Annotated in this window: 11 protein-coding genes; 8 read left to right on the top strand and 3 right to left on the bottom strand. The window is 59.5% G+C overall.

Annotated elements, in window-relative coordinates; all coding sequences use genetic code 11:
• Positions 1 to 257 precede the first annotated feature (257 nt).
• The 6 genes from LMG28727_RS09150 (at position 258) to LMG28727_RS09175 (ending at position 7,745) form a co-directional block, all read left to right on the top strand.
• Positions 258 to 2,438, top strand: coding sequence for a hypothetical protein (locus tag LMG28727_RS09150; protein ID WP_201641985.1), 2,181 nt, complete (start codon positions 258 to 260; stop codon positions 2,436 to 2,438).
• A gap of 367 nt (positions 2,439 to 2,805) precedes the next feature.
• A complete protein-coding gene (locus tag LMG28727_RS09155) occupies positions 2,806 to 5,151 on the top strand; it encodes a TonB-dependent receptor (protein WP_201641986.1) in 2,346 nt (781 codons plus the stop codon).
• Between the two features lie 22 nt (positions 5,152 to 5,173).
• Positions 5,174 to 5,788 (top strand): MotA/TolQ/ExbB proton channel family protein, encoded by a 615-nt coding sequence (locus LMG28727_RS09160; RefSeq protein ID WP_201642376.1) that lies wholly within the window; start codon positions 5,174 to 5,176, stop codon positions 5,786 to 5,788.
• Positions 5,785 to 6,183 carry an ExbD/TolR family protein gene (locus tag LMG28727_RS09165; protein WP_201641987.1) on the top strand — a complete coding sequence of 133 codons (399 nt, stop codon included), beginning with the start codon at positions 5,785 to 5,787 and terminating at the stop codon, positions 6,181 to 6,183. The genes LMG28727_RS09160 and LMG28727_RS09165 overlap by 4 nt, the downstream gene beginning before the upstream one ends.
• 163 nt (positions 6,184 to 6,346) lie before the next feature.
• Entirely contained in the window at positions 6,347 to 6,883 is a 537-nt protein-coding gene (locus tag LMG28727_RS34515; RefSeq protein ID WP_268960465.1) for an energy transducer TonB, read from the top strand.
• A gap of 136 nt (positions 6,884 to 7,019) precedes the next feature.
• Positions 7,020 to 7,745 carry a DeoR/GlpR family DNA-binding transcription regulator gene (locus LMG28727_RS09175; RefSeq protein ID WP_201641988.1) on the top strand — a complete coding sequence of 242 codons (726 nt, stop codon included), beginning with the start codon at positions 7,020 to 7,022 and terminating at the stop codon, positions 7,743 to 7,745.
• Positions 7,746 to 7,813: 68 nt separating this feature from the next.
• On the opposite strand, the gene LMG28727_RS09180 is transcribed toward LMG28727_RS09175, so the two are convergent.
• The 3 genes from LMG28727_RS09180 to deoC all read right to left on the bottom strand — a co-directional run bounded on the left by LMG28727_RS09180 (position 7,814) and on the right by deoC (position 12,376).
• Positions 7,814 to 8,776: a ribokinase gene (locus tag LMG28727_RS09180; protein ID WP_201641989.1), complete on the bottom strand. Its 963-nt coding sequence runs from the start codon at positions 8,774 to 8,776 to the stop codon at positions 7,814 to 7,816.
• Positions 8,777 to 8,943: 167 nt separating this feature from the next.
• The gene (locus LMG28727_RS09185) at positions 8,944 to 11,337 is read right to left on the bottom strand and encodes an aldehyde dehydrogenase family protein (protein WP_201641990.1); all 2,394 of its coding nucleotides are present in this window, start codon (positions 11,335 to 11,337) and stop codon (positions 8,944 to 8,946) included.
• A gap of 16 nt (positions 11,338 to 11,353) precedes the next feature.
• Complete coding sequence (gene deoC / locus LMG28727_RS09190; RefSeq protein ID WP_201641991.1) at positions 11,354 to 12,376, bottom strand: deoxyribose-phosphate aldolase; 1,023 nt, start codon at positions 12,374 to 12,376, stop codon at positions 11,354 to 11,356.
• 251 nt (positions 12,377 to 12,627) lie between these two features.
• Here deoC and LMG28727_RS09195 point away from each other — a divergent pair, with 251 nt between their 5' ends.
• Positions 12,628 to 14,268: a sugar ABC transporter ATP-binding protein gene (locus LMG28727_RS09195; protein ID WP_201641992.1), complete on the top strand. Its 1,641-nt coding sequence runs from the start codon at positions 12,628 to 12,630 to the stop codon at positions 14,266 to 14,268.
• Positions 14,265 to 15,266: an ABC transporter permease gene (locus LMG28727_RS09200; RefSeq protein WP_201641993.1), complete on the top strand. Its 1,002-nt coding sequence runs from the start codon at positions 14,265 to 14,267 to the stop codon at positions 15,264 to 15,266. Before LMG28727_RS09195 ends, LMG28727_RS09200 begins: the two co-directional genes overlap by 4 nt.
• The last annotated feature ends 16 nt before the right edge of the window (positions 15,267 to 15,282 follow it).

The raw sequence follows: 15,282 nt of genomic DNA on the forward strand, positions 1-15,282 counted from the left end.
AATAGGACATTTTTACCTTAGTCATATGATGACTGATGATAAAAATTACCTGACAGCGCAAACGTTGTCGTCCCGGTAGTGAGGAGCCGCTCATTGCGTTTCACTGGCAATGAACGGCGGGAATAATTGAAATCCGTTTCATATTTATTAATCAAATAATTCGGACAATCTTTGAAGAATGGGGCAACAACCAATACCCATTTATCAAATAAAAAAACGTCAGCCAAACATCAATTAAATTAAAAGCTGGAGACAACATGCTTTCACCACGAAAAACGGCCCTTGCGATTGCACTCGGCGCTGCCACGGCTCTTCTGTTCACCGCGTGCGGCGGCAACATGGACGACAGCGCGAACAACTCAGCCGGCTCACCACCTGTTACGGCGGCAGATCCCTCACACGGTGGCGCGGTTTCCCTTCGCGGCATTGTCTATGGCGCGGCGGACACAAGTGTCCAGCCAGACGCCGGCGTTCCCATCACGATGATGGGTCAGATGCGAGCGCTGTTCGACCTCATCAAAAGCGCGCCTGATTTCACGCAAGTCGTCATGGATCTTGGCGATGGCAGTCCCGTTCACGTGCTGGATACGAACACCGGCGATAAATTCCTGCCCGGCAAACTCGCGCTCGGTCTGTCGTACATCCTGATTGATATGAAGACGAAGGGTGATCCGAAATACGCGGATTACCTCGCGACGTATCAGAAAATAACGACCGCCATGATGACGCAGATGAACGGCTCGGATTACATGTATGCCAACACGTCATGGGGCGAGTACTACTATCTCGTCGCGCTGAACAATTTCAGCGCACACGGCATGCTCCACGAAGTATTTAGCGACGCGATGCTGACCACGTTGCAAAATCGCCTGACGTTCTGCGACATGTTTGGCGCGGATGCAAGCGGCAAAACCAACACCTGTCCCGCTGCTGGTGTGCCGATCGACGTCGCGTCGCTCAATACCGCGCAAAACTACTATGCGGTGTCGTACGGCATCGCGGGGCTACGACAGAAGCTGGGTTGGAGCAATCCGACCTTCTCTTCTGCCACCGACCCGGCCGTGGCGTCGATGGGCGCGCGTGACGCGCTTCTGTACACGCTCACCAATCACATCAGAAACGACTCGTCTGGTGGCTTTTCCGACGAAGCTTCGAATACTCACACCACGTATTACGATCAGGCTCGCTTCGACCGTTACAGCACGCTGCTGATCGGCGAGGTAACCGAGAGAACCCTTGAGATGGGTAACGAGGCCAATTTAACGCCCGAATTGAAGTCCTATCTGCGCAAATCGGTCGACCTGATTCTTCCCCAACTCAATGCCGACGGCCAGGGCTTCAACTATGGCCGCTCCATCGGCCCCTACGGCGATACCGCCTTCATGGAAGTTCTGACGGCGGCGGCCAACGCCGGCATTCTGTCGGCGCAGGAAATGCAGGTCGCTTATTCGTTCATCTATAAATCGGCTTATCGTTTCGATACATTCTGGTACGACCCGACATTGCCTACGCCGTCAGTGAACATGTGGGTTAAAGGCCGCGGAACCGATACCTATCGAGGCAAGCCCCGTGTAATGGGAGAGAACTTCAGTCTTTTGCATCAGTACATGTATGTGAACGCCTGGTGGGACAAACTCGGCTTTGGCGGCAAAGCGCCCATGGCCGATTCCGACCTGCAAGCGTGGCTGGATGCAAAGCCGCACTACACGCTCACCTGGTACAACGTGCCGGGCGACACCGCTCATCCGTATAGTGCGGCGCTGATCACGGTGCGTGATGGAAAGCGCGTGATCAATCTCAACCTGAGCCAGGCACCTGACTACAACTCATATACGCCTTATTACCCGACGCCCTCTTCCGACAAGCTGGTTTATGGCACCACGGATCTGGGCTATGCATTACTGATCCCACAGGTCTCCTATAACGGCAAAACCTACATTCCGGTGACGTACTACAAAAACCTGAATGTGCAGGAAACCAATGGCAATGTCGTAGTCTCTTTCGACACCGCCAAATTCCGGCAGGCCACGAAGAACGCGTCATACGCGACGGACCTCGATCTGCAGGTTCATACCGTTCTGACGTTTAGCAAAGGTGCGATGACACGAACCGATACGCTGACTTCCGGAACGTTGGCCGGAAACATGACGGTAGAAACCGACTTCACGTCTTTCGCGGACTTCCAGAACACCGTGGCGAATGGCGATGGCTTCTCGGTCAACTATGCCAACAGCAGTGCAACCAACTACAGCACCACGGGCTTTGACAGTTGCGCGTTGTCAAACTTCGAGATGTCGGGCGGCGTAGTCAATCCGTTGTCGACCACACCGATTGGACAATTGCATTCGAATTTCGCGTGCAAGACGCAGGCTTTCTCGTTGACGGGATCGACCAATCGCACACTGAGCTGGACGCTGAAGTACGCCGATCTGAATTAACCATGCTGTAATCGCCGGCCTTCTTTCGAAGGCCGGTTTCTGATGTTCTGCTAACGCACGACCACAACTCACACGCCACACCAACCGCGCAGCAATAGCCCGGCACTACGCACCCCGGCACGCAGCCCAGCTCGCAGCGAACGCGCAAATCTCACCTCTTCATCTTCATTCCGACACCCCTGGTACACCGACAACCGGCTTGTCATTTTCAATTCTCGATGTAATGATATAACATTCTTCGACGAAAAAGACAGCGTATCGCCGGATCGAAATCATTCACGCCATCGCGGCGCCGTTCGCGCCGAATCCGAAAAACGTTCACAGACCAAAACGCCTGGACCAGTCGTTAAACACTCGATCAACTACAATGAAAAACCGCACCCGCGTCTCCCACGCAGCGTTGCTGCTGTTCGCCGTCACCGCGCACGCCCATGCAGCACAAGACGAAGGATCGCTGGCGGGCGCCGTTACCGATGCCGCCGGCAAGCCCATCGACAATGCCACCGTGCGCGTTCAGAACGCGAGCGGCGCTGCCATTGACGAGACGAAGACGGACGCCGCAGGTCACTACGACATCGCCCATGTGAAGCCGGGCACCTACGCCATCGTCGTCACTGCCCCGGGGTTCGCGAGTGGTAACAGCGTCGCGACGACCACCGCAGGCGTAGCGAGCGCGTCAAGTTTCAGCCTCGCCAAAAGCGACACACTCGATGTTCAGGTGAATGCCAAACGTCTGGACCACGCGCGCAACGGCCTGTTGCCGGAGACAGGCAGCAGCGTGTACCGCTTCAGCCAGGCCGATATCGACACACTGCCCGCCGGTCAGAACACGCCGCTGAATCAGGTCCTGCTTCAGGCGCCCGGCGTAGCGAGCGACTCATACGGTCAACTGCATGTGCGCGGAGATCATGCGAATCTGCAATACCGCATTGACGGCGTAACCATTCCCGAGCCAATCAGTGGCTTCGGCCAGTCACTCGACACCCGCATCATCGACCAGATGAATCTGCTGACCGGCGCATTGCCGGCACAGTACGGCTATCGCACCGCTGGCGTGGTGGATATCCGCACGAAAACGGGCGACAGTGGCAACGGCGGCTCAATCGACGTCTTCGGCGGCAGTCACGAGACACTCAAGACCAGCGCCGATGTATTCGGCAGTCAGGGCCCCTTCAGTTATTACTTCAGCGGTTCGCTCGGCGTGAATAACCTCGGCATCGAAAACCCGACCTCGAGTGCCAACGCCATTCACGACCACACCCGTCAAGGCGATGCATTCGGCTATATGTCGTACATCATCAACCCGCTCACCCGCGTGAGCCTGATGTTCGGCACGACGAGCAACCAGTTTGAAATTCCCAATACCCCGGGGCTGCAACCGGCCTTCACGCTCAACGGCCACAACACTTTCGATTCGAGTCAGTTAAACGAAACGCAATCCGAGCTGAACAATTTTGCGGTGGTCGCCCTGCAAGGCACCAATGGCGGCGCTTTGGACTATCAGGTCGCTCTTTTTACGCGATACACCCGCACGCAATTCAATCCGGACCCGGTGGGGGATCTGCTGTTCAACGGCGTAGCGTCGCAGGACTTTCATAGCAATTCCGCCAATGGCGTCCAGGCGGACAGCACGTGGCGACTGAACGATTCACACACGATCCGTGCCGGCGTTTTCTTCCAGCAGGAACACGCGGTTTTCAACGACAGCGTCGACGTATTCGCTGCGGACGCCAACGGCAACCAGTTGTCCGACCAGCCGTTCACGATTAAGGATTCGAGCAGTAAAACCGGGTACCTGTATAGCGCTTACGTCCAGGACGAATGGAAGATCACCAGCAAACTCACGCTCAACTATGGGCTGCGCTACGACAAGATGGACGAGTACGTCAGTGCGAGCCAGTTGAGTCCGCGAGTGGGGCTTGTCTACGCACTGACGCCCGCCACCACGCTTCACGCGGGCTACGCGCGCTACTTCACGCCACCCGCATTCGAGTTGCTGTCCGGCTCGACCATCAGTCGCTTTGACGGCACGACCAATCAGAGCCCGTCGAGTCAGAACGATCCGGTTCAACCTGAGCGAAGCCACTATTTCGACCTCGGCGTGACGCAACGTCTCGGCTCGAACGTGACGATTGGCCTCGATGCCTATTACAAGAAGTCCACCAATCTTCTGGATGAAGGGCAGTTCGGCTCTGCGTTGATCTACACGCCATTCAACTATCGATATGGACACGTGTACGGCCTCGAATTCACCGCGAACTACAAGCAGGACAACGTCTCTGCGTATATGAATCTCGCTTATAGCCGCGCGCAGGGCAAACAGATCGATTCGGCGCAGTTCAATTTCGATCCCGCAGAACTCGCTTACATCAACAGCCACTGGGTCTATCTGGATCACGACCAGCGCATTACCGCGTCATTCGGCGGCGCTTACGATTTCGGCAGAACGACTTTCACATTCGACAGCATCATGGGCAGCGGCTTGCGCAGCGGCTTTGCCAACATCGATCACCTGCCGTTCTATACGCAGATCAATCTCGGCGTGATTCATCACTTCAATCAGCCGTTGCTCGGCAAATTCGATGCGCGCTTTCTGGTTATCAATGCGCTCAATCGTATCTATGAGTTGCGTGACGGCTCGGGCATCGGCGTCGGCGCACCGCAATACGGTCCGCGTTTCGCCGTCTATGCGGGCGTCACCAAACATTTCTAATCCGTGGAGGCCCGAGTCGATGATGCAAGAGTGGACCAGTATTCTGGCGGCGGTACGCGTAGGCGGTTGGGTCATCTATCCGCTGACGATACTCGCCGTCGTCGCCATCGCGATCGTTTTCGATCGCTCGTATGTGTTCGTGCGTTTTGGCAGCTTACCGTCCGCACCGGATATCGTTCCGGGCGGGAGGTTGAAAAGCACGGCCCCGCAGAACGCGTTCAGACGAATAGCCGCGCCATGGCGACCCGACGTTTCGACGCCGTTATGGCTGCGCGAAGCACAGGCGCAGTCGATAGCATCGCAAGTCGAACGCGATATGAGCAAAGGCTTCTGGGTGCTCGAAACTATCGTGACGGCCGCCCCGCTACTCGGTTTGCTCGGCACCATTGTCGGCATGATGCATTCGTTCCGGTTATTCGGCGGCTCGGGGCTGGTCGATCCTGGCGGCGTCACGGGCGGCGTTGCGCAGTCGCTCGTGGCGACCGCGATAGGTCTGGTCGTCGCGTTGTTTGCGCTCTTTGCGTTCAACTATTTTTCACGTCGACTCGAACGCCTGATGGATGAACTCGAATCGTTCGCGAATGAACGGCTTTGTGAAACCCGTCTTGCTGCCCATGACGCGGAGACGCGGCCGTGAAGTTCAAGCGATCCGGCGCGGCGCGACGTGGCCGCATCGAAATCATTCCGATGATCGACGTGATGTTCTTCCTTCTCGCGACATTGATGCTGGCGTCGCTCGCAATGCAGCGTCTCGACGCGGTCAAAGTCACGTTGCCAGCCGGCCACGCACAGCAGATGGCCGCGCATGATCCGTTGACCGTTTCAGTGGATAGCCGCAATGAGATCTTCGTGAATCATTTGCATGTGAATGCCGATCAGGTTGAACCGACAGTAAAGCGGTTATTGCAACCTGACGGTGTAGTCGTGATCGCCGCGGACGACACAGCCGGGCACGGGGTGGTCGTTCAGGCGATGCTGGCAGCGCGCCGCGCTGGCGCGGAACGATTTCTGGTTGCGGTGCATCGTGAATAGTCGAATGCGTTGTGCCAATAGGATCGACGGGTCGCCGAAAGCACGTATTGCATTCGCGATATGCGCTAGCTTGCTGATCTGGCTGCTAGTGCTGTTCGAAGTGGGACAGTGGATTACGACCACGCCTTCCGCGCCCGTATCCAACGAGCCACTGGAGATGCGTATGGTAGAACTCGAGCCACCACCTCCGCAGCAGTCAGCGCCTTCTTCGAGCACAACACCGAAGCCACCCAACACAGCCGCTCGCGTGTCCCGAGTGCAAACCACTCGGCCCGCGCCTTTCAAACCGGATACGCAACCGCTAAAAAGCGTCCAACCGTCTCCGCCCACACCCACTACTCCTGACATTAAAACGGACACCAGCCCACCTCCCGCGTCGCACACAACTTCGGATGAAACCCCGGCCCTAACCCAACCCGTCGCATCGCCAGTCAACTCGGCCGCGCATTCAATCGCCCAACCGTTACCCGTACTCCCGGACGATCTACGCGAGCAGGCTTATCAAACCGTGGCAACTGCCCGTTTTATGATCCATGCAGACGGCTCGGTCGACGTCGAACTCATCAAGCCGACATCCAACCCACGGCTCAATCAGATTCTTCTCGAAGCACTTCATCAATGGCGCTTCTTCCCGGCATTGCAGAATGGCCATCCAATCGACAGCCAGCAGGACATTCGCGTGCATTTCAATGTGGATTGATGCGCCGACAATAACGCTCTGAACAAGGCAATAAACACACGCATCAATGCTCGCCGCGCACACTACCTCTTGTTATAATTCTTTCACCAGGTCGAATAAAACATAACGCTACTCTCCACTGCGCGACAGGACCCCCATGCTGAAACCCGACCGCCTCCGCGCCCTCGCCGATGCGCTGGCCAGGCAAAACGTCATGCGCCTGCGCGACGCCGCCAGCCTGCTGGGTGTTTCGGAGATGACTGTCCGCCGCGACATCGCAACCAGCCCCGAACGCTTTACCTATCTCGGCGGCTACATCGTCAGCGCGACCGACGTACCCAACAACGCCGACTACTCGCTAGAAGAAGAGAAAGATCATTTCGCGCAGGCCAAAGCGGAAGCATCCGCGATTGCGGCGGGACTTATCGGCGACAACGAAACGCTTTTTATCGATTGCGGCACGACGCTTACCACGCTTGCGCGGTTAATTCCGGTCGAACGGCATGTCACCGTGGTCTGCTACTCGTTGAATGTCGCGGAGATTTTGCGGCGTAAGCCCAATGTGCGAATGATTCTGCTGGGCGGCGTCTATGTGCCTTCTTCCGATTCTTTCGCAGGCGAAGAAAGCCTTGAAATGCTACGTCGCATGGGAATCAACAAGGCGTTTATTTCCGCGGGCGGAGTCGACACTGCACGCGGCGTCACCTGCTGGAATTTTCACGAAGTCGCACTCAAACAGGCGGCCATGGCGAGCGCAGTCGAACGTCACCTGGTGGTAGATCAGAGCAAGTTCGGTGTCGTCAAGGCAGTGCGCTTTTCGCAGATCGACGACTTCGATTCGATCATCACCGAGAAAGGCCAGGATCACCGCGAGCGCAGATAACACGCTTGCGGTAACACTGTCAGTTCATCCGCTGCAAAACGTCATGACAATGACGATCCCCCTGTCGCTCAGGATGCTTGCGGCAAGCCAGCCGGCTCGGCCAGCACACGGTTCACCTCTTCAAGCGACGGCATCGACGGCGCCGTCCCTGCGCGCGTCACCGAAATACCCGCGAGCGCGCAGCCAAACCGCAACGCCGCGACCGCATCGTCGCCATGTGCGAGCGCAGCGGCGAAACCACCCGTGAAGCCGTCACCCGCGCCCGCGGTTTCCACCACGCGGCCGCAGTGGTACGCAGGCACGAGAACGGATTGCGTCGCCGAATGCAACAACGCACCGCCCTCGCCCAACGTCACGATCACCGTGCCGACACCTTTGGCAAGCAGCACGTCGGCGGCTCGGCGTGCATCGTCAGCGTTGGTGATCGGCACGCCGGTGAGCGTGGTCGCTTCGGTCTCGTTCGGGGTGATGTAATCGCACAGTGGGAAGATATCGTCGTCGAGTGCGAATGCCGGTGCCGGATTGAACACTGTGATGACGCCATGCCGGCGCGCCAGTTCAAGCCCACGGCGCGCAGCTGGCAATGGCTGTTCGAGCTGCGTGACGAACACGTTGGCGGCGGCGATATCGGCTTCGATTGCATCGGCGTCGCTGGCGTCCATGGTTCCGGCCGCGCCCGATGCAACAATGATCGCGTTCATGCCACTGGTGTCGTCGACGAAAATATGAGCGGCGCCAGTAGACACGCCATCTATCACCGACGCGCGCGCCGTGATGCCCTCAGCGGCCCACGTTGCGCGTGCAATCGCTGCAAATGCGTCGTTGCCCAAACGCGTGCAGAACACCACGTCCGCGCCAACCCGCGCCGCCGCTACCGCCTGATTCGAGCCCTTGCCGCCCGGCCCCATCGCGAATGCCGTGCCGGCGATCGTCTCGCCGATTAACGGCATACGTGCAGCACGAAACGTCAGGTCGGTCACGAAGATGCCGAGAATGACGACGCGTCCTATTCTTTGCGAAGCGGTACTCATATGCGCGCCCCCTGCCTGCCCATCACCTGCATCGAGAGGCGACGCTGCTTCAATCGAAGCGCACGCAGTACTTTCACGTCCAACAGCAGATCCAGATTCTTCAGCACGTTGTCTCCTCCATTGTCTGGCTGGCGTGCAGGTCGTTCAGATACTGATGCAGACTGCCGTCAGTCTCCGTAAGGTATCCAGATGTTCTTCACCTGGACGGCCTGGCGCAAAAACGGCCGGCCTTCGCTCGATGGGTTCAACCAGTCGAACTGTCGGCCGTAATCGACGAAGGTTCGCTTCAGATTGCCAGTCGACTCGCGCTCAACCAGCGTCGAGTCCGCTGCATTGCCGAAGCACCACACGGCGTCGACATCATCGTGTTTTGCGAGCGCCGGCAGCAACGCGCTGCGCTCCCCGGTCACGATATTGAGCACACCACCCGGCAGGTCCGAGGTTTCCGCCACCTGATAAAAATCGGTGACCGTCAGCGGCGATGTCGCGCTCGGCAACACGACCACGCGATTACCCATCGCCAGCGCCGGCGCAACCAGCGAAACGAAACCGAGCAACGGTGCTTCGTCGGGACACGCAATGCCGATCACGCCGAGCGGTTCATGCATGGCCAGCGCCACGCCCCGCAACGGTGGCGTATGCACTGCACCGTCGAATTTGTCGGCCCATGCGGCGTACGTGAACAGACGCGAAATCGATGCCTCCACTTCGGTCTGGGCCAACGCTTGCGTCATCCCGCTTCTGATCTGTAACTGACGTACGAACTCATCCGCGCGCACCGCCAGGTTTTCCGCCAGATAAAACAACACCTGCGCGCGATTGTGCGTACTCGCCTGCGACCATTTCTGCGCCGCGCGCGCCGCCTCGACCGCGTTGCGAATGTCCTTGCGATTACCCTCGCCCACTTCACCGACGGGCGTGCCATCCGGCGTACGAACCGGCAACGAATAGCCGCTATCGGGCCGCACCTGCTTGCCGCCGATAAACAACTTCGCGGTCCGGTCGATCGACGTCACGTTCGCAAGTGGCGCATCGAGAGAAGCCGTATCGACAACGGCCGCCTGCTTCGCTTCACGCTGCAAAAGATTGAGCCATGCACGCGGCTTCAGATATTCGTAGATGCCCTCACGTCCGCCTTCACGGCCGTAGCCCGATTCGCGATAACCGCCGAAGCCCACCGCCGCATCGAACAGATTGGTCGCGTTGACCCATACGACGCCGCACGCAAGGCGCGGCGCAATATCGAGCGCACGGCCGATCGTTTCACTCCACACGCTCGCAGCAAGCCCGTAGCGCGAATTGTTCGCGAGCGCGATGGCTTCATCGGGCGTGCGAAAGCTCATCGTCACCAGCACCGGGCCGAAGATTTCCTCCTGCGCGAGCGTGGAAGAAGGCGCAACCCCGGTCACGAGTGTCGGCGGATAAAAACAGCCGCCCGCAGGCAGCGTCGTTGCGGGTGATTGCCAGACCGGGCAACCTTCGCTTCGACCTATTTCCACCAACGACTGGATCCGTTCGAGTTGTACCGGGTCGACAATCGCGCCGATGTCGATGCTCTTGTCGAGCGACGTACCCACCCGCAGCGTTTCCATGCGCCGCTTCAGCTTCGCGATAAAGCGCGCTTCAATGCCTTCCTGAACGAGCAATCGCGAACCCGCGCAACACACTTGCCCCTGGTTGAACCAGATCGCATCTACGACACCTTCCACCGCGCCGTCCAGATCCGCGTCGTCGAATACGATGAAGGGCGACTTGCCGCCGAGTTCGAGCGTCAGCGATTTACCCGAACCAGCCGTGGCCTGGCGAATCAGCCGTCCGACTTCCGTCGAACCGGTAAAGGCGATCTTGTCGACTTCGGGATGCTCGACCAGCGTTGCGCCCGTCCGACCGTCACCGGTCACGACATTTAGCACGCCTGCGGGCAAGCCCGCTCGATGCGCGAGTTCGGCAAACAGCAACGCCGTTAGCGGCGTGTATTCAGCAGGCTTCAACACGACGCAATTGCCCATTGCAATCGCGGGTGCGATCTTCCATGCGAGCATCAACAGCGGGAAATTCCACGGCACGATCTGACCGACCACGCCGAGCGGCGCATGGTCGGCGAACTCGCTGTCCTGCAACTGCGCCCAACCTGCGTGATGCAGGAAGTGCCGCGCGACCAGCGGCACGTCGATGTCGCGTGTCTCGCGGATCGGCTTGCCGTTGTCGAGCGCTTCGAGCACCGCAAAGAGCCTGCTGTGCCGTTGCACCATTCGCGCCAACGCGTACAGATGCCGCGCGCGCCCCGCGCCGCCCAACGCAAACCAGCCAGGCTGCGCCGCGCGTGCGGCAGCCACGGCGGCGTCGATATCGGCGGCATCGCCCTGGGCGATATCGGCAAGCCGTTCGCCGGTCGCGGGCGCGTGCGAGACGAAGCGCTCGCCCGCTTCCGGAGCTCTCCACGCACCGCCGATGAAATGCCCGAAGCGCGCCTCATGCTGAGCGAGCCATGCGCGCGCGGGTTGATCGTCCTCGGGGGCGGGACCGTACTCCATCGATGAAAAATACTCGGCTACGCTCATGGGATCGGTCTTCTGTTCAGGCTACGGGGTGACGGTTGAAAGCGGAGTAACGACCGCTCACGTAATGTTCGAGTTGCCGTTCGATATCGGCCAGCAGGCTCGACGCGCCAATCCGGAACAGGTCCGGTTCGAGCCACGCGCGGCCCAACTCTTCTTTCATCAGGATCTGATACGACAGCACCGACTTCGCGCTCGACACACCGCCCGCCGGTTTGAATCCGATCGGCACGCCGGTGCGCTGCTGGTATTCGCGGATCATGCGCACCATCACGAGCGACACGTCGAGCGTCGCGTTGACGCCCTCCTTGCCCGTCGATGTCTTGATGAAATCCGCGCCCGCCATCATGCAGACCATCGACGCGCGCACCACATTCGACAGCGTGCGAATATCGCCGGTCGCCAAAATCGTCTTCAGATGGGCGGGGCCGCAAGCTTCGCGAAAATCGCGCACTTCGTCGTAGAGCGCCTGCCAGTTGCCGGTCAGCACATATTCGCGCGTCACGACGATGTCGATTTCCCGCGCACCGTCCGCCACCGACGCCTCGATCTCCTTCAACTTCAGCGGATGCGGAATCAGCCCCGCAGGAAAGCCCGTCGATACCGCCGCGACGGGAATGCCGCTGCCTTGCAGCGCATCGACCGCAGCCGCGACGAACCGGTGATAAACGCACACGGCCCCCGTCGTGATGCCTTGCGGCGCGATACCCAGCGCGTCAAGCAGATCGGCGCGCACCGGCCGCCGCGCTTTCGCGCAGAGGCGACGCACGCGGCCTTCGGTATCGTCGCCATTGAGCGTGGTCAGGTCGATGCAGGTCACCGCCTTGAGCAGCCACGCCGCCTGCGCCTCTTTCTTGACGCTGCGGCGCGTGACCAGCGTGGCAGTGCGCCGCTCGACCGCTGATTGATTGACACGCAAGCTGTCTAGCCACGACGCGTCGAACGGCATGCCGGGATTGCGCTGCGCGTGAGCGAGCGGACCGCCGCGCAACGCCACGACCGACGAAGAAAGCGAGGAAGACAAAGCAGGGGCTTCGGGCATAAAACGTCCAGAAATTTGATGCGACGCACAACAGCCGCCGACATTTTGTTAGCACTGATGCTACAACGATTGATAGAATCATCACAAGCATCACGACTCAATCGTTACATAAGCGAGCACTTAACCGCTGTAAAACGCCATAAATGTTATTGACGCACCATATTCATGATGCGAAGATCACAACACGACGTCTGCTTCACACGTCTTACAAAGAAAAGAAGTTCGTCGCCTAGACGAAGGAGACATGCCAGATGAGTGAGCCGGTAGCGGTCACGGCCGCGTCATCGCCTCAGGTTCCATTGATCCGCGTGGCGGGCGTCACCAAGCGTTTTGGTGGCGTGCAAGCGTTGCGCGGCGTCAACCTCGAAGTGTTGCCCGGCGAAGTCCACGCGCTGCTCGGCGAGAACGGCGCGGGCAAGTCCACGCTGATCAAGATACTCAGCGGTGTCCACCGTCATGACGAGGGTGTGATCGAGATCGAAGGCCGCACGGTCGCGTTCGACACACCGAAGCAATCGCGCGATGCGGGCGTCGCCGTGGTGTATCAGGACCTCAGTCTGGTCGAATCGCTGTCGGTGGGCGCGAATCTGATGCTGGGACGTGAGCCTCGTACGCGGCTCGGCTTCGTCAGGAACCGGCAGTTGATGGCGACCGTTAGCGAATTTCTCCGCTCGCACGGCATCCCGCTCGATCCGAAAACGCCGGTGAGTGCGCTGCCGTTCGCGTATCGGCAAATGACCGAGATTTGCAAAGCATTGATGGGCGACGTGCGCGTGCTGATTCTCGATGAGCCCACCTCCGCACTGACCGGTGGCGAAGAACAGATTCTGTTCGACGCGATTCATGCGGTGACCGCGCGCGGCGTCGGCGTAATTTATGTCACGCATCGGCTGAACGAGGTGTTCAGAATTTCACAGCGTGTGACCGTGTTTCGCGACGGCTCGAATGCCGGCATGTTTGACACCGCGCAAACGGATATGAAGCAACTGGTCGCGGCCATTGTCGGTCCCGGTCATGCGGCGTTACAGGCGCGCGAGAAGACAGCGGTAGGCGTTAGCGTCGCGGCGAGCAATCGCGCGGTGAGCGGGGTAGAGACTCCGGGCGTGACTGACGAGGCCGCGGCTGTTCTGGCCATGTCGAACGTCAGCAACGACCGGTTGCACGAGGTGAGCCTCGTGGTTCGTCGCGGCGAGATACATGGGCTCGCCGGCTTGATCGGCAGCGGACGCACCGAGATTCTGCAAACCATTTTCGGCCTTCGCTCCGTCGACACAGGCGCGATCGAATTCGACGGTCATGCCCGCCAGGATCTGACGCCCGCTCGCGCGATCCAACGCGGTATTGCGTTAGTGCCCGAAGACCGTCATCTCGAAGGACTCGTGCTCGATCATTCGATCGAACGCAATCTGACTTTGCCGCGCCTGCCGCAGTTCTCGCGCTGGGGATGGCTGCGCAGCCAGGCGGCTGTGCAGCAGGCGAAACGCTCGATGAAAGAGTTGTCCGTGAAAGCGCCGAATTCATCGACGGCGGTCAAGTTTTTGTCCGGTGGAAATCAGCAGAAAGTGGTGTTCGCGAAGTGGAACCACCCTCGCCCGGCACTCCTTCTTCTGGACGAACCCACGGTCGGCGTCGATGTCGGCGCGCGCGAGGAAATCTACGGCGTGGTCAACGACGCCGCGCAGGCGGGCACCGGCGTGCTCGTCGTGTCGTCGGATCTCGACGAACTTCTGCGCCTGTGCGACCGCATCTCGATCGTCGCGGACGGCCGCATCGTGAAGACCGTCGAGCGCGCTGAAGTCGCCAGCGCCGAAGCGCTTCATCATCAGATTCAATTGTCCCGTTCTTCCATCGAGTCCTCCAAGGAGACTCCCCTCAGGACGCATGCAATATGAACGATTCTGTTACGCCACTGGCCACCGACCGGCAGACGTTGCCGGCACAGAAGAGCCGTATGCGGCGCATCGCGCAACTGCTGCTGCAAGGCGACCGCCCTTATGCGCTGTACGGCGCCTTCGCCATTCTGCTGGTCGTGTTCAGTTTCGCGTCGCCGTGGTTTCTTTCCATCGACAACTTCCTGAACATCGGCCGGCAGACCGCGCTGGTGTCGATCATCGCGATCGGCATGACGTTCGTGATCATCGCGCGGCAGATCGATCTGTCGGTCGGTTCGACGCTCGCGCTGTCCGGCATGTCGGCGGCGCTTGCAATGTCGTATGTCGGTGACAACTGGGTCATCGGCGCGATAGCGGGCATTGGCACGGGCGCGATTGTCGGCGCCATTAACGGTGTCGTGACCACGCGGCTGAGCATTCCGTCGTTTCTCGTGACGCTCGGCACGCTGAGCGCGGCGCGCGGTCTTGCACTGATGGTCACGACCACGAAGCCTGTGATCATCACCAACGACTCGTTCATTGCGATTTTCGGCGAAGGCGATATTGCAGGCGTGCCGGTGCCGATCATCTGGACCGTGCTCGCGGTGATCGCCGGCATTCTGCTGCTGCACTACAGCGTATTCGGACGGCAGATCTACGCGGCAGGCGGCAATCCGACCGCCGCGCTGTACTCGGGTATCAACACGCGGCGCGTGACGACGCTCGCGTTCATCCTGACCGGCGCACTCGCCGGCCTCGCCGCGCTCGTGCTCTCCGCGCGCTCGCACGCGGCGCGACCCGACGTCGTGCAAGGCATGGAACTCGATGTGATCGCTTCGGTGACGCTCGGCGGTTGCAGCCTGTTCGGTGGACGCGGCTTTGTACTCGGCACGCTGCTCGGCAGTCTGATTATCGGCACGCTGAATAACGGGCTGGTTCTGCTTGGCGTCAGTTCATCGCTGCAACTGGTGATCAAGGGCGTGATTATTGTGGCGGCGGTGGCGTTTACCAGAAAGTGAAAGCGGAGTTTGACCT

Origin of the sequence: Paraburkholderia metrosideri (genome assembly GCF_904848625.1) — a bacterium.
Classification (GTDB): domain Bacteria; phylum Pseudomonadota; class Gammaproteobacteria; order Burkholderiales; family Burkholderiaceae; genus Paraburkholderia; species Paraburkholderia metrosideri.

Excerpts from the sequence above, each read along its gene's own strand:
- LMG28727_RS09155 (WP_201641986.1), top strand. The coding sequence starts at position 2,806 with ATGAAAAACCGCACCCGCGTCTCCCACGCAGCGTTGCTGCTGTTCGCC.
- LMG28727_RS09150 (WP_201641985.1), top strand. The coding sequence starts at position 258 with ATGCTTTCACCACGAAAAACGGCCCTTGCGATTGCACTCGGCGCTGCC.
- LMG28727_RS34515 (WP_268960465.1), top strand. The coding sequence starts at position 6,347 with ATGGTAGAACTCGAGCCACCACCTCCGCAGCAGTCAGCGCCTTCTTCG.
- LMG28727_RS09180 (WP_201641989.1), bottom strand. The coding sequence starts at position 8,776 with ATGAGTACCGCTTCGCAAAGAATAGGACGCGTCGTCATTCTCGGCATC.
- deoC (WP_201641991.1), bottom strand. The coding sequence starts at position 12,376 with ATGCCCGAAGCCCCTGCTTTGTCTTCCTCGCTTTCTTCGTCGGTCGTG.
- LMG28727_RS09200 (WP_201641993.1), top strand. The coding sequence starts at position 14,265 with ATGAACGATTCTGTTACGCCACTGGCCACCGACCGGCAGACGTTGCCG.
- LMG28727_RS09185 (WP_201641990.1), bottom strand. The coding sequence starts at position 11,337 with ATGAGCGTAGCCGAGTATTTTTCATCGATGGAGTACGGTCCCGCCCCC.
- LMG28727_RS09160 (WP_201642376.1), top strand. The coding sequence starts at position 5,174 with ATGCAAGAGTGGACCAGTATTCTGGCGGCGGTACGCGTAGGCGGTTGG.
- LMG28727_RS09175 (WP_201641988.1), top strand. The coding sequence starts at position 7,020 with ATGCTGAAACCCGACCGCCTCCGCGCCCTCGCCGATGCGCTGGCCAGG.
- LMG28727_RS09195 (WP_201641992.1), top strand. The coding sequence starts at position 12,628 with ATGAGTGAGCCGGTAGCGGTCACGGCCGCGTCATCGCCTCAGGTTCCA.